The following is a 21433-nucleotide window of genomic DNA, read 5'->3' on the forward strand; positions in this document are numbered from 1 at the left end:
GGTGCTCAGCCTTCGGCGAAGGTCCGCAACGCCTCACCGTCCATCCGGTACACCGTCCACTCGCTCTGCGGCTTCGCCCCGGCCGCTTCATAGAACTTGATCGCCGGTTCGTTCCAGTCCAGCACCGACCATTCAAACCGCCCGCAGTTTTCAGCCACCGCGATGCGGGCGATGTGCTGCAGCAGCGCCTTGCCGGCACCGCTGCCGCGGCTGTCCGGGCTGACGTACAGGTCTTCCAGGTAGATGCCGTTGCGGCCCAGCCAGGTGGAATAGTTGTAGAAATACACGGCGTAGCCGATGGCCGCGCCGTTGGCTTCGCAGATCAGCGCGTGCGCCTTGGCCGCCGGCCCGAACAGGCTGGCACGGATGCCGTCCTCGTCGGTCTGCACCGACGACTCGGCCTTTTCATAGCGGGCCAGTTCCCGAATGAAGCGCAGGATCAGCGCTGCATCGTCGGCGGTGGCCACGCGGATGGTCACAGTGGCCACCGTCATGGCTCAGCCCCGCGCCTGGGCGACGTTGTGGCGCATCTGCGCGATCACGTCCTGGTAGCTGGTCTTGGCGTTGAAGATTGCCGAGCCGGCCACGAAGGCGTCGGCACCGGCGGCGGCGATCGCCCCGATGTTGTCGGCCTTCACCCCGCCGTCGATTTCCAGGCGGATGTCGCGCCCGCTGGCATCGATCTTCTGGCGGACCACGCGCAGCTTGTCCAGCGCCGAGGGAATGAACGCCTGGCCGCCGAAGCCCGGGTTGACCGACATCAGCAGCACCAGGTCCAGGTCGTCCAGCACCCAGTCCAGGATGTCCACCGGGGTGCCGGGGTTGAGCACCAGGCCCGGCTTGCAGCCCAGCGAACGGATCAGCTGGATGGTGCGGTGGACGTGGCGCGAGGCTTCCGGGTGGAAGCTGATGTAGGTGGCACCGGCCTCGGCGAAGTCCGGAATGATGCGGTCCACCGGCTCCACCATCAGGTGCACGTCGATCGGCGCGGTGACGCCGTGCTTGCGCAGGGCCTGGCAGACCATCGGGCCGATGGTCAGGTTGGGCACGTAGTGGTTGTCCATCACATCGAAGTGCACCCAGTCCGCACCGGCGGCGAGCACGTTGTCCACTTCCTCCCCCAGGCGGGCGAAATTGGCGGACAGGATGGAGGGGGCGATGATGCAGTTGGACATGGCCGGGGCCTTCAGTACTTGGAAAGGGGGCGCCCTGCGCGCGCTCAGCGCTTGCGCAGGGTCTTGATGCGGTCGTAGGCGGCGTTGAGCTGGCGCGACTTGCGCTCGGCCTGCTGGCGCAGCTCCGGGGCGGCGCCGACCACCTTGTCGGGGTGGTACTGGGACATCAGGCGGCGGTAGGCCAGGTCGATCTCGGCGTCGGTGGCCTCGGAGGTCAGCCCCAGCTCGCGGTAGGGGTTCTCCTTGTTCAGGCGGAACCAGTCGGCGTCGAAGGCATGCCCGATCAGCAGCCCGACCACGGCACCAAACAGCGGATTGGGCCTGAACAGCAGTGCCCCGGCGATGAATCCGAGCAGTTTTCCGTACCAGCGCATGGTCGTCTGGGCGGCCGTGGCAACAAAGGAGCCTCATTTTACGTCACAGCGGGCCCAACCCGCTTTACACTAGGCCGCCCGCTGTCTGTGCGGGCCCTCAGGGTCCCTTGGACGGCTGTCATGACAAGCCCCAGGAGTGCCCGTGCCGACCACGTTGTTGCAATCCGATCTCCCCGGCCTGCCCTTGCGCCATCGCGGCAAGGTGCGTGATGTTTTTGACATTCCGCGCGACCGGCTGCCCGCCGGCACGCCGCCGGGGGACTACCTGCTGATGGTCGCTACCGACCGTCTGTCGGCCTTCGACGTGGTGCTGCCCGATCCGATCCCGGGCAAGGGCGAAATGCTCTGCCAGGTGTCGAACTTCTGGTTCGCCAAGACTGCCCACCTGATGCCCAACCACCTGACCGGCATCGACGTGGCCAGCGTGCTGCCCGAGGGCGTGGACCCGGCCCTGTACGCCAAGCGCGCGGTGGTTACCCGCAAGCTCAAGCCGGTGCCGGTGGAAGCCATTGCCCGCGGCTACCTGATCGGCAGCGGCTGGAAGGATTACCAGCGCACCGGCAAGGTCAGCGGCATCGACCTGCCCGATGGCCTGCGCCAGGCCGAGCAGTTGCCCGAGCCGATCTTCACCCCCTCGACCAAGGCCGCCGTCGGCGACCATGACGAGAACATCGATTTCGATGCCATGGTGAAGGCCGTGGGCGCAGACCTCGCCGAGCGCGTGCGTGATGCCACCCTGCGCATCTACAAGTTCGCCGCCGACTACGCCCGCGAACGCGGCATCATCCTGGCCGACACCAAGTTCGAGTTCGGTACCGATGCCGACGGTCGCCTGTACATCATGGACGAGATGCTGACCCCGGACTCCTCGCGGTACTGGCCGGCCGACGAGTACGAGGTGGGCACCAGCCCGCCGAGCTACGACAAGCAGTTCGTGCGCGACTACCTGGAGACGCTGGACTGGGGCAAGACCGCCCCGGGCCCGAGCATCCCGGCCGACATCATCGAGCGCACCCGCGCCAAGTACGCCGAGGCGCTGCAGCGCCTGGCCGGGATCTCGGTCGACTGATTCGCCTGCGCCCCCGGCCGTGATGGCAGGGGGTCCCGGCGGTATGCTGTGCCGATCCTGGGAGGGAACATGACCACCACCACCGTCGCGCGCCCGATCGACCGCTACTTCGCCAGCTATTCCGACGACCACCGCAATGTGCTGAACCAGCACATCCACGTGGTGGCGGTGCCGGCGATCCTCTGGTCGGTGGTGGCCCTGCTGTGGTGCCTGCCGCCGCTGGTCACCTGGTTCCAGAACGGGATCTGGTCGGCCTTTGCGATGTTTGCCGCGTGGTGCTTCTACAACCGGCTGTCGCGCTCGCTGGGCATCGGCATGCTGGTGCTGCTGTTCGTGTTCGGCTGCCTGTGCCGCCTGCTGGAGGCCGAGATCGGCCTGCATAACCTGATGTGGGTGGCCATCGGTGTGTTCGTGGTGGCCTGGATCGCGCAGTTCATCGGCCACAAATTCGAAGGGCGCAAGCCGAGCTTCCTCACCGACCTGACCTACCTGCTGATCGGGCCGGCGTGGGTGGTGGCCAAGCTGTACCGGCGGTTGGGCGTGCCGTATTGAGGTGCCCCGTGCCGGCCATCGGTCGGCACCTGCCGGGTTGTGGACGGCGGCAAGCGAGGGCCCGCGATTGGCCACGTATCGCAGCGAGGCCACGCATCGCCCCCTCTTTTCCTGAACGACATTGATGCTCACCGGCGCGCGACGCGTGGGCGGTCAGCATCCTCGTGGACGGGCCGTGGCGTGCATCCGGCGTTCATCTTCGTGCAGGGCGCAGGCCCTGCGGTTACTGGCTTCGGACCCGTTCGAGGGGCCAGATCCGGCAAAGTCGGCCGCGCCGTTCCATACGCCCGTCAGCGGTCTCGAATGGGCACGACACGAGGGTGAAAAAAATGAATCACGCACGTTACATGCAATTGATGGCGTATTCGGGTGTATCGGCAGCAATTGCCTGCCTGTTAGACTGAACGGCCTGCTCGTGAATCGCGTATTCCCTGCATGAATCCCAGTCTGATCCTGCTGCTTGCCCTGCCCTTCCTGATGGCGGTGGCCGTGGCTTCATTGCGCCACACCTCCCGCTCCACGGCCGCCTGGTTGGCCGCGGCAGCACCGTTGGGGGGACTGGCGCTGTTGGCCACCCTGACCCCGACGATCATGGACGGCGGCATTGTCCGCAGCTTCGGCAACTGGCTGCCACAGATCGGCCTGGCCTTCTCGCTGCGCCTGGACGGCCTGGCCTGGATGTTCGCCGGCATGGTGCTGGCCATCGGTGCGTTGGTGGTGATGTACGCCCATTACTACCTCAGCGCGCGCGACAGCGCCCACCGCTTCTACTGTTACCTGCTGCTGTTCATGGGCGCCATGCTGGGCATGGTGCTGTCGGGCAACCTGTTGCTGCTGATGGTGTTCTGGGAAATGACCAGCATCAGCTCGTTCCTGCTGATCGGCTTCTGGTCGCACCGCCAGGACGCCCGCGAGGGTGCGCGGATGGCCCTGGTGGTCACCGGCGGCGGCGGCCTGGCCCTGCTCGGCGGCGTGCTGCTGATCGGCCGCATCGTGGGCAGTTTCGAACTGGATGCGGTGCTGGCCAGCGGCGACCTGATCCGCGCCAGCGCGCTGTACCCCTACGCGCTGTTCCTGGTGCTGGCCGGCATTTTCACCAAGAGCGCGCAGTTCCCGTTCCACTTCTGGCTGCCGCATGCCATGGCCGCGCCCACCCCGGTGTCGGCCTACCTGCACTCGGCCACGATGGTCAAAGCGGGCGTGTTCCTGCTGGCGCGGCTGCATCCGGCGCTGTCGGGGACCGAGCTGTTCTTCTATACGGTCAGCGGCATCGGTGCGATCACCCTGTTGATCGGCGCCTGGAACGCGATCTTCCAGCACGACCTCAAGGGCCTGCTGGCGTATTCGACGATCTCCCACCTGGGCCTGATCACGATGCTGTTCGGGCTGTCCAAGCCGATGGCCGTGGTCGCCGGCGTGTTCCACATCCTCAACCACGCCACCTTCAAGGCCTCGCTGTTCATGGCCGCGGGCATCATCGACCACGAAACCGGCACCCGCGACATGCGCAAGCTGGGCGGCCTGCGCCGGTTGATGCCGTTCACCAGCGCGCTGGCGATCATCGCCTCGCTGGCGATGGCCGGCATTCCGCTGCTCAACGGCTTCCTGTCCAAGGAAATGCTGTTCGCCGAGGCACTGGATGCCGGCGGCCCGGAGACCATGCGCCTGGCCATGTCCATCGCCGCGCTGCTGGCCGGCGTATTCGGCGTGGCTTACAGCCTGCGCTTCGTGCACGACACCTTCTTCGGCAAGGGCCCGCACGACCTGGACCGCGTACCGCACGAGCCGCCGCGCTTCATGAAGGTGCCGGTGGAGATCCTGGTGGTGGTGTGCGTGGCGGTCGGCGTGGCCCCGGCCATCACCATCGCCCCGGTGCTGCACGCGGCGGCCTCTTCGATCCTGGGCCCGGCGATGCCGGCCTACAGCCTGTCGGTGTGGCATGGCTTCAACACGCCGCTGATGATGAGCATCGCCGGTGTCGTGGGTGGCATCGCGCTGTACTTCGGGCTGCGCCGGTTGATCAACCTGCATGCCGTGGTGAGTCGCGCGATCGGCCGCAACATCTTCCACACCCAGCTGGACCTGGTGTTCGGCTTCGCCCACCGGCTTACCCAGGCGCTGGCCAACGGCAGCCTGCAGCGCATGCTGATGGCGCTGGTGGTGGTGGCCATCGTCGTCGCGCTGGCCCCGTTCGTGGCCAACCCCGGGTCGCCGAACTGGCCCTCGCCGCAGCCGATCCCCCTGTTGGGCTGGGCGCTGTGGCTGGTGATGATGGCCTGCGCGGTCAGTGCGCTGTTCGTGTACCGGCAGCGCCTGCTGGCGGTGCTGGTGTTGGGTGGCGTGGGCCTGATGGTGTCGCTCACCTTCGTGTTCCTGTCGGCCCCGGACCTGGCGCTGACCCAGCTGCTGGTGGAAATGGTCACGCTGGTGCTGATGCTGCTGGGCATGAACTACCTGCCGGCCCAATCGGCGCCGGAGCATTCGCGCTGGCGCAAGCGCCGCGATGCCCTGATCGCGATCATCGGCGGCGGCGGTCTGGCGGCTGCGGCCTATACCGCGATGACCCTGCCGCCCAACACCATGGCCGGCGAGCTGGTCGCGCGCGCCCTGCCCGAGGCGTATGGGCAGAACGTGGTCAACGTGATCCTGGTGGACTTCCGCGGCTTCGATACCTTCGGTGAGATCACCGTGTTCGGTATCGCCGCGCTGGTGGTGCACGCCATGCTGCGGCGCTCGCGGATGGCGCCGGAGCAGATCATGCCCGGCCCGCCGATCAAGCTGCCGGTGCCGGCCGATCTGGCGCAGATCATGTTCCCGCTGACGCTCACCGTGTCGATCTTCCTGTTCCTGCGCGGCCACAACGCCCCCGGCGGCGGCTTCATCGCCGGCCTGGTGCTGGCGGTGCCGCTGCTGATCCAGTACGTGATCCAGGGCACTACCTCGGTGGAGTCGCGCTTCGGCTTCGACTACATCCGCTGCATCGGTGCCGGCCTGCTGATCGCCATCGTCAGCGGCAGTGCGTCGATGCTGTTCGGAGTGCCGTTCCTGACCAGCGGCCACCTGGACCTGCACATCCCGCTCATCGGCGAGGTCCCGCTGGCCAGCGCCATCGGCTTCGATACCGGCGTGTACCTGGTGGTGTTCGGCGGCGCGATGCTGATCCTGTCGATGATGGGCACCATCAAGCCGTCGCGTACGCGCAATGCCCGCAAGGGCGAGATCGATCCCAACCGTCGTTCGGCAAAAACCGGGGAGATGCACTGATGGAACTGGCCCTGGCAAGCGCCATCGGCGTACTCGGCGCGATCGGCATCTACCTGTTGCTGCGCGCGCGCACCTTCGACGTCATCCTGGGCATGACCTTCCTGTCCTATGCCACCAACCTGCTGATCTTCGCCGGCGGCCGACTGGTGTCGGGCAAGGCACCGGTGCTGCGCGAGGGCATCGACAGCGACCTGGGCAACTACACCGACCCGTTGCCGCAGGCGCTGGTGCTGACCGCAATCGTGATTGCCTTTGCGATGACCGCGGTGAGCATCGTGTTGGCCATGCGCAGCCGCAGCGACAACCACAGCGACCACGTCGACGCGCATGAGGAAGAGCAGGACACCGCGCCGGCCGATACCGCGCCGGGCCGGGAGGGCGGCGCATGAACCATGCGGTGATCCTGCCCATCCTGATCCCGTTGTTCGGTGCAGCCTGTTCGTTGTTCGTCGAGCATCGCCGGTATGGCCCCAAGGTGCAGCGCACGGTGGCGTGGACCACGCTGGCCGCGCTGGCCGCGGCGGTGGCGCTGCTGTTCGCGCAGACCGCCGATGGCAGCATCGCGGTGTACCTGCTGGGCGACTGGCCGTCGCGGCTGGGCATCGCGCTGGTGGCCGACCGGCTGTCGGCGTGGATGCTGGTGACCACGCTGCTGCTGGCCATCCCGTGCCTGCTGCATGCGTGCTCGGGCTGGGACCGGCGCGCGCCGCACTTCCATGCACTGTTCCAGTTCCAGCTGGCGGGCCTCAACGGTGCCTTCCTCACCGGCGACATCTTCAACCTGTTCGTATTCTTCGAGGTGATGCTGATCGCCTCCTATGGCCTGCTGCTCAGCGGCGGCCGCGGCCTGCGCATGCGCATCGGCCTGCACTACGTGGTGTTCAACGTCACCGCCTCGACCCTGTTCCTGATCGCCCTTGGCCTGCTGTACGCCTCGCTGGGCTCGCTCAACATGGCCGAGCTGTCCCAGCGCATCGCCGAGGTACCGGCCACGCACCTGGTGCTGGTCAAGGCCACCATGGGGTTGTTGCTGCTGGTGTTCTGCAGCAAGGCCGCGCTGATGCCGCTGTACCTGTGGCTGCCCGAAGCCTATGCGCGGGCGCCGGCGGCGGTGGCTGCGCTGTTTGCGATCATGACCAAGGTGGGCCTGTACGCGGTGCTGCGGGTCAGTTCGCTGTGGTTCGGCGAGGGTGCGGGCCCGATGGCCGGTTACGGCAGCGACTGGCTGCTGTGGGCTGGCGTGGCCACGCTGGTGCTGGGTGGGCTGGGCGTGCTGGCCGCGGCCCGGTTGCGGGTGATGATCTCCTACCTGGTGGTGGTGTCGGCGGCAACGCTGTTCATCGCCTTCTCCGTGCGCACGCCCGAGGTGCTTTCCGCCGGCCTGTACTACCTGCCGCACAGCACGTTCGTGGCGGCCGCGCTGTTCCTGATTGCCGACCTGATCCGTCGCCGCCGTGGCGGGGCCAGTGACAGGAAGGAAATCATCGCGCCGATGCCCGGCAAGCAGACCCCGGCGGTGCTGTTCCTGATCGGCGCCGTGGCCGTGGCCGGGCTGCCGCCGCTGTCCGGGTTCCTGGCCAAGGCCGCCCTGCTGGCCGGCATGCCGGCGCAGTACACCGCCGTGGTCTGGACCGCCGTGCTGGGCAGCAGCCTGATGGTGATCGTGGGCATCACCCGCGCCGGCATCCGCCTGTTCTGGCGCGTGCCGGTACAGGAAGACGGCGTGCCACCGCCGCGCAAGGCCCCCACCCGCACGGTGGAACTGTTCGCCGCTGCGTTGCTGCTGGTGTATGGCATTGCCATGAGCCTGTTTGCCGGCCCGCTGATGCAGCACACCGATGCCATGGCCACCCAGCTGCTGCACCCCGCCGAGTATGTGGGCGAGCTGCGCGCCACCACGCCGGAGATCCGCCAGCCATGACGCGCACGCCTTCGCTCTACAAGCGCCTGATTCCCTCGCCGTCGTTGAGCGTGATGGTGGTGGCGTTCTGGCTGCTGATGTCCGACAGCTTCACCCTGGGCCAGTTCGTGCTGGGCATGCTGCTGGGCCTGGTGGTACCGCTGTTCGCCGCGCGCCTGGATCGCGAGTTCGCCCGCATCGGGTCACTCAAGCCGGTCCCCAAGCTGCTCTGCGTGACCCTGTGGGACATCCTGGTGTCCAACATCCGCGTGGCGATCCAGGTGCTGGGCCCGGAACGCCGCATCCACCCCGGCTTCATCTGGTTGCCGCTGGACATCGCCAACATCCATGGCATCGCCGCGCTCACCAGCATGATCACGCTGACCCCGGGCACGGTGTCGGCCGCGTTGTCCGATGACCGCCGCCACCTGCTGGTGCACGTGCTGCACCTGGACGACCCGGACGAACTGATCCGGCAGATCAAGCACCGCTACGAAGCCCCGCTGATGGAGATCTTCCCATGACCGGTTACACCTTCATCCAGACCACCATGGTGGTGTGCATGCACGTGGTCGGGCTGGCCATGCTGCTGGCCACCTGGCGCCTGCTGCGCGGCCCCACCGTGCCCGACCGCATCCTGGCGCTGGACACGCTGTCGGTCACGGCCATCGCCGAGCTGATGCTGTTTGGCATGTACCTCAACTCGGCGGTGTACTTCGAGGCGGCGCTGATCATCGCCATGCTCGGCTTCGGCAGCACGGTGGTGCTGAGCAAGTTCGTGCTGCGCCGGGACATCGTGGAATGATCACCTTCATCCAGATCGTGCTGTCGATCCTGCTGCTGTTCGGCTGCTTCTTCATCCTGGTGGGTGCGCTGGGGCTGGTGAAGCTGTCGACCTTCTTCAAGCGCCTGCACGCTCCCACCAAGGCCAGCACGCTGGGCGTGGGCTGCGTGCTGGTGGGGTCGGTGTGCTACCACATCTTCCTGGGCCAGGACCCGCAGCCGCGCGAGCTGCTGATCACCGTGTTCCTGTTCATCACCGCGCCGATCAGCGCGCACATGATGGCCAAGGCCGCATTGGCGCTGATGATGGAAAAGCGCCCCAGCCTGCCCGGCCATGAAACCGCCAAGGAAGAACAGCTGCCGCCGCCGCGCCCGGAAGGCGAACAGGCGCCGTAGCGCCGACCGTTGGTCGGCTGCACCAAATCCAAACGGGTAGAGCCGACCGTTGGTCGGCTGCACTTCGGCACGCTGCGCGTAGCCGACCAACGGTCGGCTCTACCGTGTTGCGGCGTCAGCCGCCCCAGACCAGCGCCAGCTCCAGTGCCACCCACCCCAGGAACGCCACCAGCAGCACCCCGCCTTCGCGGCGGCTGATGGTCAGGTCGCCACGCAGCATCGGGTACAGCACCAGCACGAAGGCGATCGCCGCTGGCAGTTCCAGGCGCACGAACGACGCCGGCACCGCCAGCGGGCGCAGCGCGGCCATGCCGCCCACCACCACCAGCAGGTTGAACAGGCTCGAGCCGATCACATGGCCCAGCACCATGTCGCCCTGCCCGCGCCGTGCCGCAGCCACCGCCGCCGCCACCTCGGGCAGCGCGGTGCCAATGGCCACCGGCAACAGGCCCACCAGCAACGGCGACCAGCCCAGCCCCGCGCCGAACACCGGCGCGGCCTGCACGATCCAGCGCGCGCCGTAGTACAGGCACAGCCCCGCGAAGACCACCCGCAGGACGTTGAGGAACAGGCCGGTACGGGTCATCGCATAGCCGGCGATGGCCTCGCGCACGGGCTCCGATTCCAGCCGCGCGCGGCGCAGCACGAACACCAGCGACGCCACGAACCCGAGCAGCAGCAGGCCGCCCTCCCAGCGCGTCACCACGCCGTCCAGGCCGAACACGATCAACGCCACGCTCGCCACCGCCACCAGCACCAGCAGCGGCGACAGCAGCCGCGCGCGCACCAGCAGCGGGGCCGCCAGCGCGGCCAGGCCCAGGGTCAGACCAACGTTGACGATGTTGCTGCCCACGGCGTTGCCCAGGGCAAGTTCTTCAGCCCCCACCACGAACGCGCGCGCATTGACCACCAGTTCCGGCAGCGAGGTGCCGAAGGCCACCAGCAACAGCCCGGCAACGAACGGCGAGGCGCCAAAGCGCTGGGCCAGGCCGGAGGCGGCCTTGACGATGGAATCGCCGCCCAGTGCCAGCAGCAGCAATCCCAGCAGGAACCAAGTGGTGGCAGCGATCATCGAACAGTCCCCGGTGGCAGGCGTGGCCCGATTCTAGAGCGTGGCCACGCGGTTGGGTGGATTGCGGCGCGCAGCGGTCCCGGCGCGCGCCGCGCAACGGCTACAGGCAGCCTTCGACGTAATCCACCTGGGGGGTCTGGCCGACCCGCCATGCGCTCACGTTGCCATCGCCGTTGATCTCGAAGTTGATCAGCGCGCCGCCCTCGGTGGCCGGCCGTACGCGCAGGTTGTGGCCCTTGTCGTCGTACTTGTGCGGGGTGACATCGCCCCGGTCCGGGTACAGGGTCTGCAGCTGGCCCAGCGACATGCCGACCTTGCCGCCGCCGGGCGCGAGGATGCGGTCGCTGTCCACGTCGTAGCGGACCAGGCGCTTGCCTTCGATCATCAGGACCACGTCCTCGGCCTGGGCGCCCTGCGGACGCAGCGCGTGGCAGTAGTCGTCCGGCACCTCGCCCTGCAGCGGTTCCTTCCAGGCGGCACGTACCTCGTCCAGGCTGCTGCCCAGGGTCAGCGGGCCATACCCGTCCAGCCGCGCCGGGCCGGCGGCGGCCGGGTCCTGCGCTGCGGGCGGCGCAGCGGGAGCGGCCGGGGTCGATTCGGTGGGCGTCGGCACGGCGGCCTCGGCGTCCTTCGACGGGGTTTCAGGGGCGCGGTCGCAACTGCTCAGTGCCAACGCGATGCCCAATGCCAGAACGCTGCCCAGCTGCTTCATCTGCACTTCCTCCAGTCGGTGGTCGGCAGCCTAGCGCGAACGCCGTGCAGTGGCTGCATGCAGGAACGTGATTGTCATCGCGGTTTCACCTGCCGCGTTCAGGCTCGGCCTGCACCGCATCGACCCCACGCCCATGCAACCGCGCAAGACCGACCTCGCCCGCACCGCCCTGCAGGCCCACCGTGCGCCCCTGGACATGCGCCAGCGACGGCTGCTGATCCTGTGCGACGGCCAGCGCGACCTGCCGCAGCTCACCGCCATGATCGGGCCGGAAGCGTCGGCGATGGTGATCCAGCTGATCCAGGCTGGCTACCTGGTATCCAGCGCCGCCGGCGATCCCTCGCCGCCGCCCGCCCCGGAGCCGGTACCGACTGCCGCGGCACCGGCCGCAGCCCCGACCGAGCGCCGCCGTTCGCTGGTGGCCGCGCGCATCTACCTGCTGGGTATCCTGGAACTGCAACGGCACCCGCGCGCGGCCGCGCTGCTGCATGCGCTGCAGCAGGCCCGCAGCGATGAGGCGGTGATCGCCGGCCTGCATACCGCGCTGGAGGCGCTGCCCGCGCTTACCTCGCCCGGCTACGCCGAACGGGTCCGCCAGCGCCTGTTGGAGGTGCTGCCAAAGGAGCAGGTCGACGGGTTCCAGACGCTCGCCGTTTGATCACCTATTGCGCGATGCTGGTTGTGATGAAGACCTTGAATTGGACATGGCCCGACGCTGCGGGCACGGTGTCAGGCATCGTCCGAGCCAGAGGATTTCATTGATGCGTGAATCCCATGTAGCTATTGATTGGGAGTCGGGAGGTGAACTGAAGCAACTGGATGAAGGTGTTGCTTACCGGGATCAGATCCGGGACGCCGTGGCGGAATCGCGGGCAGACGCACGCACGGCATTGTGCAGCGCCGAAGCATGCCAGCAGATGGACGCGCTGAAGGCGACGCTCAGCCGCGTCCTACCAGCGCCGCAATCAACGCCTCTGCCACCGCCGGTTCTTCCACATGGCGCAGGTTGTCCAGATTCAGGATGTCGCCCTGCAGCTGCGCGTAGCGGCGAAGGCGACGCGTGAGTACTTTGGTGGCGGCATCCGCAGGTGCCGCGGACACCGCCTCCAGCGCCCGGCGCGCACGCGCGGCAATGTCCGGCAGATACACATGGCGCGGATCGCGCGGCGGAATGACCTTGTCCAGCCGGCAGTTTTCGAATGACACATAGTCCAGAACGCAGCCGCTGAAGTCCGCATCCAGCAATGCCGGTGCACCGGCAGCAACGAACCTCACGTCCTTCAGCACGCCCTCGAACCGGCAGCCGGTGGTGGCGTGTGCCGGCATGCCGGTGTCGACGATCCGGCAGTTGATGAAGGTGCAGCCGTCGAGCACGCAGGCATCGAAGCGGCTCTGGCGGAAATCGCAGGTGTCGAAGACGCACCCGCGAAACACGGTGTCATTGAGGCCACTGGCGCGGAAATCGACGCGGGTGAACTGGCAGGCGTCCACCACCGTGCGCTCGAAGAAGCGCACCCCGGACATATCGCAGCCCTCCAAGGCGCTACGTTGCAGTGTGCAGCGCTCGAACAACGGCTGGCCCAGGGTCGCACCGCGCAGGTGCAGGCCCTCGATATGCTCGCCAACGAAACGCGATCTGTCGGGCAGCCGCAACGAGGTGGCCGCCTCATGCAACAGGCTCAGTGATGCTTGCGGCAGGGGCGGGGTCACGCGGTGAAGTTCGCCTTCAGGCCCTGCCAGCACTGCTGGTAATCGCGCTGCCGGTGCGCGGCGTCCATGGCCTGCACGGTCGGGCGGATCACCCCACGGGTTTCGAACATGAAGGCCATGGTGTCCTTGATGACGTCCGGCTTGCTCAGGTCAGCCGCCGAGGCCTTGTCGAACGTGGCCGCATCCGGGCCGTGCCCGCTCATGCAGTTGTGCAGCGAGGCGCCACCGGGCACGAAGCCGGCCGCCTTGGCGTCGTAGGCACCGTGGATGAGGCCCATGAACTCGCTGGCGATGTTGCGGTGGAACCACGGCGGCCGGAACGTGTCCTGCGCCACCAGCCAGCGCGGCGGGAAGATGGCGAAGTCCATGTTGCTGGTGCCCGGGGTGTCGCTGGGCGAATGCAGCACCAGGAAGATCGACGGATCCGGATGGTCGTGGCTGATCGAACCGATGGTGTTGAATCGGCGCAGGTCGTAGCGGTACGGCGCGTAATTGCCGTGCCAGGCGACTACGTCCAGCGGCGAGTGGCCGATGGGCGCGCGCCACAGCTGCCCGCCGAACTTGGCGATCAATTCGAAGTCACCCTCGATGTTTTCGAAGGCGGCCTGCGGTGTCTCGAAATCGCGCGGGTTGGCCAGGCCGTTGGAGCCGATCGGCCCCAGGTCGGGCAGTTTCAGCAGGGCGCCGAAGTTTTCGCAGATATAGCCGCGTGCCTGGCCGTCGGGCAGCTCGACCCGGAAGCGCACGCCGCGCGGGATCACCGCCACCTGCTGCGGCTCGATCTCGATCACGCCCAGCTCGGTGAGCAGGCGCAGGCGGCCCAGTTGCGGCACGATCAGCAGTTCGCCGTCGGCGTTGTAGAAGTAGCGGCCCTGCATGTCGGCGTTGGCCGCGTACAGGTGGATGCCCACGCCATGGTGCGCGTCGGGCGCGCCGTTGCCGCCCATGGTGTACAGGCCATCGATGAAATCGGTGGGGGTGCCGGGCAGCGGCAGCGGGTCCCAGCGCAGCTGGTTGGGCGATACCGCCCCCGCGGCGAAGTCGCCGTGCAGGTGCGGCTGCGCGTAGGCAGTGAACTCCCCGTGCGCCACCGCCGGGCGGATGCGGTACAGCCAGCTGCGTCGGTTGCTGCCGCGCGGTGCGGTGAACGCGGTGCCCGACAACTGTTCGGCATACAGACCATGCGCAACCCGCTGCGGCGAGTTGCGCCCTACCGGCAGCGCGCCGGGCACGGCCTCGGTGGCGAACTCGTTGCCGAAGCCGGTCTGGTAACCGCGGGCGGTGAGGGAGGTGGTCATCTGTGCGTGTCCTGGCCGAGCCTGGGAGGTGTGCAATGGGTGGTGCGTTGGGGCAGCCGGGCAGCGCCCGGCGGTACGGATGCGTCCGGCGTTGCGGGAGCCGCGCCGGACCGTTGCCGGGTTACGTTACAGCACGCCGCGCTTCATCTGGTCGCGTTCGATGCTCTCGAACAGCGCGGTGAAGTTGCCTTCGCCGAAGCCTTCGTTGCCCTTGCGCTGGATGATCTCGAAGAAGATCGGGCCGATGCAGTTGGTGGTGAAGATCTGCAGCAGCTTGCGCTGCTTGGTTTCCGGATCGGCGTCGATCAGGATCTTGTTCTTTGCCAGTCGCGCCACGTCTTCGCCGTGGCCCGGCACGCGCATGTCGATCACGTCGAAGTAGGTGTCCGGGGTATCCAGGAACTCCACGCCCTGCTCACGCATCGCCTCGACGGTCGCATAGATGTCGTTGGTGAAGCAGGCGATGTGCTGGATGCCCTCGCCCTTGTAGGCGTCCAGGTACTCGTTGATCTGGCTCTTCGGATCGGACGATTCGTTGAGCGGGATGCGCACGATGCCGTCCGGGGCGGTCATCGCCTTGGACACCAGGCCGGTCTTGAGGCCCTTGATGTCGAAGTAACGGATCTCGCGGAAGTTGAACAGGCGCTCGTAGTAGTCCGACCACTGCTGCATGTTGCCGAAGTACAGGTTGTGGGTCAGGTGGTCGATGAAGGTCAGGCCGAACCCGGTCGGGCGCTGGTTGACGCCTTCGATGGGCGCGTAGTCGGCGTCGAACATGCTGCCGTTGGCGCCATAGCGGTCCACCAGGTACAGCATGCAGTCGCCGATGCCCTTGATCACCGGGGCCGGCACGGCCTTGGACTCGGGCTTGAAGTCGATCGGCTCGGCGCCGTTGCCCAGCGCCATCTGGAACACTTCGTCACCCGGCTTCTGGAAGCGGATGGCGAAACCACAGGCGCACGGGCCGTGCTTGTCCGCGAAGTCCGACGCGAACGAATCGGGCTCTTCGTTGACCAGGAAGTTGACGTCGCCCTGGCGGTACACGGTGATGGCGCGGCGCTTGTGGCGCAGCACCGCGGTGAAGCCCATCTTGCGGAAGTAGGCGTGCAGTTCGGCGCCGCGGCCGGCCGGGGCGGCGAACTCGACGAACTCGAACCCGTCGATGCCCATCGGGTTTTCGAAGGTGGTGACCTGCATGCCCGGATCGGGTGCGTGGGACGCGGTGCTCAGTTGGCTGGTCATGATGTGGCTCCAAAGCAAAGTCCGCATCGGAAGAAACCAGGTGCGGGAGGCGGGCAGACCCGCGAGAATGCGGTGTCCGGAACTAAGGTTTATAGTTTCACATGAAACCACCATCAAGGTGCACCGCAGCATGAACCCACCCGATCCCAGCAGCCACAGCATCCGTGCCTCGCACGCCCTGCTCGACCTGGAACAGTTCCTGCCGTACCGGCTGAGCGTGTTGTCCAACCGGGTCAGCGGCAATATCGCCAAGCTGTATGGGGACCGCTATGGTCTGGCGATCCCGGAATGGCGGGTCATCACCATCCTGGCGCTGTATCCGGGCTCGTCGGCCAGCGAGGTGTCCGACCGCACCGCGATGGACAAGGTGGCCGTCAGCCGCGCCGTGGCCAGACTGCTCGAGCGGGGCTTCATCAAGCGTGAAACCCACGGCGACGACCGGCGCCGCTCGGTGCTGGCGCTGTCGGCGGCCGGCTTCGAGGTGTACGAGACCATCGCCCCGCTGGTGATCGAGATCACCCGCAAGCTGATGTCCGTGCTCAGCGAGGAGGAGGAGCAGATGCTGGAGACGCTGATCCTGCGCCTGGCCGGGGAAGGCCTGCAGAAGATGGATCAGGGCTGAGAGCGGCGTACCCACCCACGGGTACGCCGGTAGGCAACGACCGTTGGTCGTTGCGCCTCAGCTCAGATGCTTGCGCCGCGCATGCACCCACGGCGCGGCCAGGGCGCCGATGGCGCCGCCGGCAAAGGCGAGCGAGGCGGCCACCACGGGCGCTTCCACCGCACTGGGCAGGGCCAGCGCGGCCAGCACCAGCAATGCCGAGGGCAGGCCGATGAACGTGGCCATGAAATAGCCCCAGCGCGGCGCCCAGGTGCCTACCTGGAGCAGGCTCACCGGCATCCAGGTTTCGGCCGACGCGTCCTGTTTGACCTTGGCCGCCACCTTGGTCAGGTCCACTTCCACCGGCCCCTTGCCGGTGCGCGCCACGGCCAGCATCTGCGCCACCTCTTCCACCGGCGGGAACGAGGTTGGCCAGGTCATCGGGGCGGTGACCCCGTAGGCGGTCAGCAACGGCACGCTGATCCACGGCGCCAGCAGCGGGCGCAGCTTGCGCCGGTCGAGCACGCACCACAGTTGGCTCACGCCATGGGCCACCACCGCATACAGCGCCAGCTGGCCCGGTTCGGGGTACGGCAGCATGCTCACCCGCGCGGCCATGCTGTCGCAGCCCATCTGGCGCAGGAAGCCGGGGCGGGTGCGGCCTTCGTGCGCCCAGGCCAGGCCCAGCGCCCCGACCAGGTAGGCCTCGGCCGGATCCTTCACCCCGGCACTGGCGCGGTCGTCGCTGGCCAGGAAGAAGGCCAGCGACTTGGGCTCGTCCACGTCGTCGCGGTCCCAGCGGCCGGTGTCGCCCAGCACGTGCTTGAGCGGCAGACGCGCCGGGGCGGTCTCGGCCTTGGCCGCGTTCTGCAGGAACGGCAGCACCGACAGCACGAAGCTCTGCAGGTCCAGCGCGCGCAAGCCGCTGCCTTGCCATTCCGGCGGCAGCAGCCCGGCCAGGGCCGGGTTGCGTGCCAGCACGTCCAGCTGCGCCTTCTGTTCGACCAGCTTCTGCACCGCGGCCTTGAGCATCACGTTGTCGGGCACCGCCACCAGCGGCAGCCGGTAGCGGAGGGTGCCGGGGGCCGGGGCATCGTCGTGCGCATCGCCGCCGTCCGGCGTGCCGTGGTCGTCCAGCAGCACGTCCACCGGGGGCAGGCTTACCCCGCCGGTGACATCAAGGCTGGTGTCCGAAGTGCTGTCGCTGGTGCCCGGCTGCATGCGTATCCGTCCGTTGGTGTGCGCCACGAAACACGCGCGGCATGAGGTCCTTGGAGGTAACGGCAGCGGTCCGCGTAAATTGAGGGGCAGGTGTGGCACAGGAGTGCGGGATCCCCCGCGCGTGCTTCCCACCGTGGGGAGAAGAGCAAAAAAGGTTCTTCTCCCATCTCAGGGAGCGACTTGTCGCCAGGGCCGTCGCAGGGTGAGCACGACGGTGCGCGGGTGGCCGGGCGTGCTGGCGCCGTTCGGATCGGCTGGCGTCCCCGATCAGGCCGGTCGCGAGCGTGAGGGCCAGGCTTTCTGGTGCTGTCGGCGGGTCGGCCGCTGGGCCCCCATGCCCTTTCCGGCGAATGTCCCCCGGCGTCGGCCTGTGGCCGCCCCCTCCTCCTTTACTTCGCCTCCAAGGGCATGGGGGCCCAGCGTCCGACCCACCGACGGCCGCGCCGAAAAGCGTCAAGGCCCATTTTTGCGTGTCCCGCAGATGGGCGAAGACCCAAAAAAAAGCCGCGGAATCCGCGGCTTTTTCTCCGGTCACGGCGCCTTGGCAGGCGCCCAGTCCTTCATGAAGGCGAAGAACCGCGTGCGGTTGTACCCCTTCGGCTGGCCCTTGTCGGCCTCCAGCTCGCCGGTGAACTGCGAGTGCAGGAGCTTGCCGTCAGCGTCGAGTACGAACAGGTGCGGGTAGCCCTTGATCGCCGGGAACTGCGACAGGAACGCCGCGTTCTCGTTGTCTTCGCTGTAGTTGACCTTCATCCACACGAAGTTGGCATCGCGGAAGCTGCGGATCTCGGCATCGCCCTCGATGAAGGCATCCATCAGGTGGCACCACGAGCACCACTCCCCGCCCACGTCCAGCACGATCCGCTTGCCCCCGCGCTGGGCCTCGACCTTGGCCGTGGCCAGGTCGGCGACCGGGTCGCGGGCCGGGTCGAACTGGGCGTTGAGCGCCGCCACGGCCGCGACATCCGCCGCGGCCGGGGTATTGCCCGAAGCCACCGGCACGCTGGGATCGGCCACCGGAGCCTTCTGTTCGGTGGTGTCCACCGGCTGCGCAGGCGCGGTGGACGGCGCCGACGACGGCGAGCAGGCGGCCAGCAGGCCGGCCACGATCATCGCACCACCCCATGCGTGCATGCGCATCACCGACCTCACTTGACGCCGTGCATCAGCTTGTTGATCAGCGGGGCGAGCAGGAACAGCAGCGCACCGGAGATGATCAACGCCCAGAAACCGAAGGTGTACCCCTTCAGGGCCGACTCCACGGTCATGCCGCCTTCGCCACTGACCACGCCGGCGAAGATGCCCGACAGGTTGTTGCCGATGCCGGTGGACAGGAACCAGCCGCCCATGCCGAAGCCCACCAGGCGTACCGGGGCCAGCTTGGTCACCATCGACAGGCCGATCGGCGACAGGCACAGCTCACCGACCGACTGGATGACGTAGACCATGAACAGCGTCCAGAACGGGATCTTGCCGTCCACCACCATGCTCGACAGGGCCAGCATCAGCAGCGCGAAGGCTGCACCGTTGAACAGCAGGCCCAGGCCGAACTTGCGCGGGATCGACGGGTTGGCGCGGCCCAGCTTGATCCAGATCCAGGCGATGATCGGGGCCAGGGTGATGATGGCCACCGAGTTGACCGACTGGAACCACGCGGTCGGGAAGGTCCAGCCGCCGAGCTGGCGGTTGACGATCTCATCGGCCAGGAAGGTGAACGAGCTGCCGGCCTGTTCGAAGAACATCCAGAACATCACGTTGAAGACGAAGATGATCAGCATGGCGATCACGCGATCGCGCTGGACCTTGCCCTCGCGGATGCCTTCAACCAGCAGCAGCACGCCCAGCGCGATGAACATCACGCCCAGGATCCAGGCCAGCGCGGTGGCGCCGGTGGACAGCAGGAAGTAGGCCACCGGAATGGCGACGATGGCGCCCAGGAACACCATGATGATGCGGCCGAACCCTTCGGCGCCCACCGGCGGTGCGCCGATGCCCTTCAGGCCGGCACGGCCGACGTAGAACCACGCCAGGCTGATCAGCATGCCGATGCCCGAGGCGATGAAGACCATCTTGTAGGACGGCATCGCCTGGGTGCCGAACACCCGCTCGGCCAGGTACTGGGTGAGCACCGGGGCGATCATCGCGCCGATGTTGATGCCCATGTAGAAGATGGTGAAGCCCGAGTCGCGCCGCTCATCCTTCAGGCCGTACAGCTTGCCGACCATGGTGGAGATGTTGGGCTTGAACAGGCCGTTGCCGATGATGATCGTGGCCAGGCCCAGCTCGAACACTTCCTTGTTCGGCATGGCGACCATGAACAGGCCGGCGGCCATGATGATCGCGCCGGTCAGGATGGAACGCTGGTAGCCCAGCACCCGGTCGGCCACGTAGCCGCCGAAGATGGCCGCCGCGTAGACCAGCGCCAGGTAGGCACCGTAGGTCCGGCTGGCCGCAGCCTGGCCGGCCGAGTCGCCCTCGAAGAACTGCGACACGATGTACAGCACCAGCGCCCAGCGGATGCCGTAGAACGCGAAGCGTTCCCAGAATTCGGTCATGAACAGCATCCACAACGGGCGCGGGTGGCCCAGCGTGGTCTTGAACTCCGGCAACGCCGGGTCGGGAATGGATTTCGCGGCGGCGTCTACGCTCATGCGGGATTCCTGGGTTCGGTGGAAGACATGCACGTCCGATGTGCGAACAGCGCGGGAGAATCCCAGACCAACGGCGTTCACGTCAAATACACGCTGATCCGTGCAGGTGACGACATGCTCGCTGAACTTGCATCTGCAACCGTCGGCGATGGCCCGCCAGCGCAGCAACGGCGGGGGCTGTGGGCAGCCCCGTGGTCATCCGGGCGTCATGATGAATAGGGCGATCGGGCCCGGCGCGGGCTCAGGCGTCCGGTGGCATCGGGTCGTCGTTGCGGATCGTGGTGCGCACCTGGAACAGCTCCGGGAAGAAGGTCAGCTCCAGCGCCTGGCGCAGGAAGCCGACCCCGCTGGAGCCGCCGGTGCCCCGCTTGAAGCCGATCACCCGCATCACGGTGCGCATGTGGCGGAAGCGCCACAGCTGGAAGGCGGTCTCCAGGTCCACCAGGTCCTCGCACAGCGAATACTCGCGCCAGAAGCGGTCGGTGTTCTGGTAGATCCGCTCGAACACCGGGTGCAGGGCGTCGTCGGCCACGTGCGGCTGCTGCCAGTCGCGGCCGGTGTACTCGGCCGGCACCGGGTGGCCGAAGCGGGCCAGGTAGCGCAGGAATTCCTCGTACAGGCTGGGCGCGTCCAGCACTTCCTGCAGCTGCGCCTGGCCGGCCGGGTCGTGCGAGAACACCTGCAGCATCTGCGCGTTCTTGTTGCCCAGCAGGAACTCGATGTAGCGGTACTGCAGCGACTGGAAGCCCGAGGACGGGCCCAGCACGTCGCGGAAGCCCATGTACTCGGACGGGGTCAGGGTTTCCAGCACCGACCACTGCTCGGTCAGCTGGCGCAGCACCTGCTTGCTGCGCGCCAGCACCTTGCGGCACTGCCAGACTTCATCGCGCTGCAGGAAGCCGATGGCCGCGCGCAGCTCGTGGGCCAGCAGCTTCAGCCATAGCTCGGAGGTCTGGTGCTGGATGATGAAGAGCATCTCATCGTGGTGCGGCGGGTTGGACAGCGGCTGCTGGGCACTGAGCAGCTGGTCCAGCCGCAGGTAGCCGCCGTAGGTCAGGCGCCCCTGCAGATCGGTGTGGATACCGGCTTCGAGGTCGCGTTGGTTCTTCTCGACGGACATGGCGTGGGCCAAATGAGGGGGTCAAAGGGTAGCGCACAGCATGCGCTCCCGGGCGGCGGGGGCCATGCGCCGGCGTGTGGTGCCGGGGCGGGGGCCGGATTCTGCGCGGGCAGGCCGGCTGCGGCACGCCGCCACCCTACCCCGCCGCTGCTCGCTCATGCCCGGTTGCGGCAACTGAATACGTTGCAGTCATTGGCATTTCGCGCCCCTTCCGGGGTATATGGGCGTATTGTCCACCGGGACACTTGCTGCGCCGCAGGACGGCTTTTTCGTACGCCTTCCTTAACATGGCA

22 protein-coding genes are annotated in these 21433 nt (G+C 67.4%); 10 read left to right on the forward strand and 12 right to left on the reverse strand.

Translation table 11 applies throughout. The annotated features are described in order from the left end of the window. Positions 1-5 precede the first annotated feature (5 nt). The 3 genes from ABIA71_RS05625 to ABIA71_RS05635 are packed head-to-tail and all read right to left on the reverse strand — an operon-like array spanning position 6 to position 1549. Positions 6-488 (reverse strand): GNAT family N-acetyltransferase, encoded by a 483-nt coding sequence (locus ABIA71_RS05625; RefSeq protein WP_354284065.1) that lies wholly within the window; start codon positions 486-488, stop codon positions 6-8. 9 nt (positions 489-497) lie between these two features. Continuing rightward, on the reverse strand, positions 498-1175 hold the full coding sequence (gene rpe, locus ABIA71_RS05630; RefSeq protein ID WP_128095559.1) for a ribulose-phosphate 3-epimerase: 678 nt from the start codon (positions 1173-1175) through the stop codon (positions 498-500). A 44-nt stretch (positions 1176-1219) separates the two neighbouring features. Then, the gene (locus tag ABIA71_RS05635) at positions 1220-1549 is read right to left on the reverse strand and encodes a J domain-containing protein (RefSeq protein WP_038685782.1); all 330 of its coding nucleotides are present in this window, start codon (positions 1547-1549) and stop codon (positions 1220-1222) included. Positions 1550-1691: 142 nt separating this feature from the next. Between ABIA71_RS05635 and ABIA71_RS05640 the strand changes: the two genes are divergently transcribed. The 8 genes from ABIA71_RS05640 to ABIA71_RS05675 all read left to right on the forward strand — a co-directional run bounded on the left by ABIA71_RS05640 (position 1692) and on the right by ABIA71_RS05675 (position 9513). After that, on the forward strand, positions 1692-2618 hold the full coding sequence (locus ABIA71_RS05640; RefSeq protein ID WP_181393878.1) for a phosphoribosylaminoimidazolesuccinocarboxamide synthase: 927 nt from the start codon (positions 1692-1694) through the stop codon (positions 2616-2618). A 69-nt stretch (positions 2619-2687) separates the two neighbouring features. Continuing rightward, positions 2688-3170, forward strand: coding sequence for an Mpo1 family 2-hydroxy fatty acid dioxygenase (locus ABIA71_RS05645; protein ID WP_354283815.1), 483 nt, complete (start codon positions 2688-2690; stop codon positions 3168-3170). 435 nt (positions 3171-3605) lie between these two features. Further along, the gene (locus tag ABIA71_RS05650; RefSeq protein WP_354283817.1) at positions 3606-6434 is read left to right on the forward strand and encodes a monovalent cation/H+ antiporter subunit A; all 2829 of its coding nucleotides are present in this window, start codon (positions 3606-3608) and stop codon (positions 6432-6434) included. Continuing rightward, positions 6434-6823 (forward strand): Na+/H+ antiporter subunit C, encoded by a 390-nt coding sequence (locus ABIA71_RS05655; protein WP_038685779.1) that lies wholly within the window; start codon positions 6434-6436, stop codon positions 6821-6823. The genes ABIA71_RS05650 and ABIA71_RS05655 overlap by 1 nt, the downstream gene beginning before the upstream one ends. Continuing rightward, a complete protein-coding gene (locus ABIA71_RS05660) occupies positions 6820-8355 on the forward strand; it encodes a monovalent cation/H+ antiporter subunit D (protein WP_354283819.1) in 1536 nt (511 codons plus the stop codon). Before ABIA71_RS05655 ends, ABIA71_RS05660 begins: the two co-directional genes overlap by 4 nt. After that, entirely contained in the window at positions 8352-8858 is a 507-nt protein-coding gene (locus ABIA71_RS05665) for a Na+/H+ antiporter subunit E (protein ID WP_354283821.1), read from the forward strand. Before ABIA71_RS05660 ends, ABIA71_RS05665 begins: the two co-directional genes overlap by 4 nt. Continuing rightward, a complete protein-coding gene (locus ABIA71_RS05670) occupies positions 8855-9139 on the forward strand; it encodes a K+/H+ antiporter subunit F (protein ID WP_038685776.1) in 285 nt (94 codons plus the stop codon). Before ABIA71_RS05665 ends, ABIA71_RS05670 begins: the two co-directional genes overlap by 4 nt. Beyond that, positions 9136-9513, forward strand: coding sequence for a Na+/H+ antiporter subunit G (locus ABIA71_RS05675; RefSeq protein ID WP_354283823.1), 378 nt, complete (start codon positions 9136-9138; stop codon positions 9511-9513). The genes ABIA71_RS05670 and ABIA71_RS05675 overlap by 4 nt, the downstream gene beginning before the upstream one ends. Before the next feature lie 115 nt (positions 9514-9628). On the opposite strand, the gene ABIA71_RS05680 is transcribed toward ABIA71_RS05675, so the two are convergent. Beyond that, entirely contained in the window at positions 9629-10585 is a 957-nt protein-coding gene (locus ABIA71_RS05680) for a sodium:calcium antiporter (protein WP_354283825.1), read from the reverse strand. 100 nt (positions 10586-10685) lie between these two features. Then, complete coding sequence (locus tag ABIA71_RS05685) at positions 10686-11297, reverse strand: hypothetical protein (RefSeq protein WP_354283827.1); 612 nt, start codon at positions 11295-11297, stop codon at positions 10686-10688. Positions 11298-11430: 133 nt separating this feature from the next. Here ABIA71_RS05685 and ABIA71_RS05690 point away from each other — a divergent pair, with 133 nt between their 5' ends. Beyond that, a complete protein-coding gene (locus ABIA71_RS05690) occupies positions 11431-11955 on the forward strand; it encodes a hypothetical protein (RefSeq protein WP_354283829.1) in 525 nt (174 codons plus the stop codon). A gap of 281 nt (positions 11956-12236) precedes the next feature. Here the strand turns inward: ABIA71_RS05690 and ABIA71_RS05695 are convergent, their stop codons facing one another. The 3 genes from ABIA71_RS05695 to hppD all read right to left on the reverse strand — a co-directional run bounded on the left by ABIA71_RS05695 (position 12237) and on the right by hppD (position 15502). Next, the gene (locus tag ABIA71_RS05695; RefSeq protein WP_354283831.1) at positions 12237-13007 is read right to left on the reverse strand and encodes a pentapeptide repeat-containing protein; all 771 of its coding nucleotides are present in this window, start codon (positions 13005-13007) and stop codon (positions 12237-12239) included. After that, a complete protein-coding gene (gene hmgA / locus ABIA71_RS05700) occupies positions 13004-14305 on the reverse strand; it encodes a homogentisate 1,2-dioxygenase (protein ID WP_128095605.1) in 1302 nt (433 codons plus the stop codon). The genes ABIA71_RS05695 and hmgA overlap by 4 nt, the downstream gene beginning before the upstream one ends. Before the next feature lie 126 nt (positions 14306-14431). Then, complete coding sequence (hppD, locus tag ABIA71_RS05705; RefSeq protein WP_128095610.1) at positions 14432-15502, reverse strand: 4-hydroxyphenylpyruvate dioxygenase; 1071 nt, start codon at positions 15500-15502, stop codon at positions 14432-14434. A gap of 175 nt (positions 15503-15677) precedes the next feature. Between hppD and ABIA71_RS05710 the strand changes: the two genes are divergently transcribed. After that, positions 15678-16169: a MarR family winged helix-turn-helix transcriptional regulator gene (locus tag ABIA71_RS05710; RefSeq protein ID WP_128095606.1), complete on the forward strand. Its 492-nt coding sequence runs from the start codon at positions 15678-15680 to the stop codon at positions 16167-16169. A 57-nt stretch (positions 16170-16226) separates the two neighbouring features. Here the strand turns inward: ABIA71_RS05710 and ABIA71_RS05715 are convergent, their stop codons facing one another. From ABIA71_RS05715 to ABIA71_RS05730, 4 genes are all read right to left on the reverse strand, one after another. Beyond that, on the reverse strand, positions 16227-17369 hold the full coding sequence (locus tag ABIA71_RS05715) for a hypothetical protein (protein ID WP_354283834.1): 1143 nt from the start codon (positions 17367-17369) through the stop codon (positions 16227-16229). A 531-nt stretch (positions 17370-17900) separates the two neighbouring features. Continuing rightward, positions 17901-18503: a thioredoxin family protein gene (locus ABIA71_RS05720; RefSeq protein ID WP_502961089.1), complete on the reverse strand. Its 603-nt coding sequence runs from the start codon at positions 18501-18503 to the stop codon at positions 17901-17903. Positions 18504-18517: 14 nt separating this feature from the next. Beyond that, the gene (locus ABIA71_RS05725) at positions 18518-20020 is read right to left on the reverse strand and encodes a peptide MFS transporter (protein ID WP_354283836.1); all 1503 of its coding nucleotides are present in this window, start codon (positions 20018-20020) and stop codon (positions 18518-18520) included. Positions 20021-20261: 241 nt separating this feature from the next. Further along, positions 20262-21140 carry a tryptophan 2,3-dioxygenase gene (locus ABIA71_RS05730; protein WP_038685763.1) on the reverse strand — a complete coding sequence of 293 codons (879 nt, stop codon included), beginning with the start codon at positions 21138-21140 and terminating at the stop codon, positions 20262-20264. Positions 21141-21433 lie beyond the last annotated feature (293 nt).

Origin of the sequence: Stenotrophomonas sp. 2619, from assembly GCF_040548725.1 — a bacterium.
GTDB lineage: Bacteria > Pseudomonadota > Gammaproteobacteria > Xanthomonadales > Xanthomonadaceae > Stenotrophomonas > Stenotrophomonas maltophilia_AP.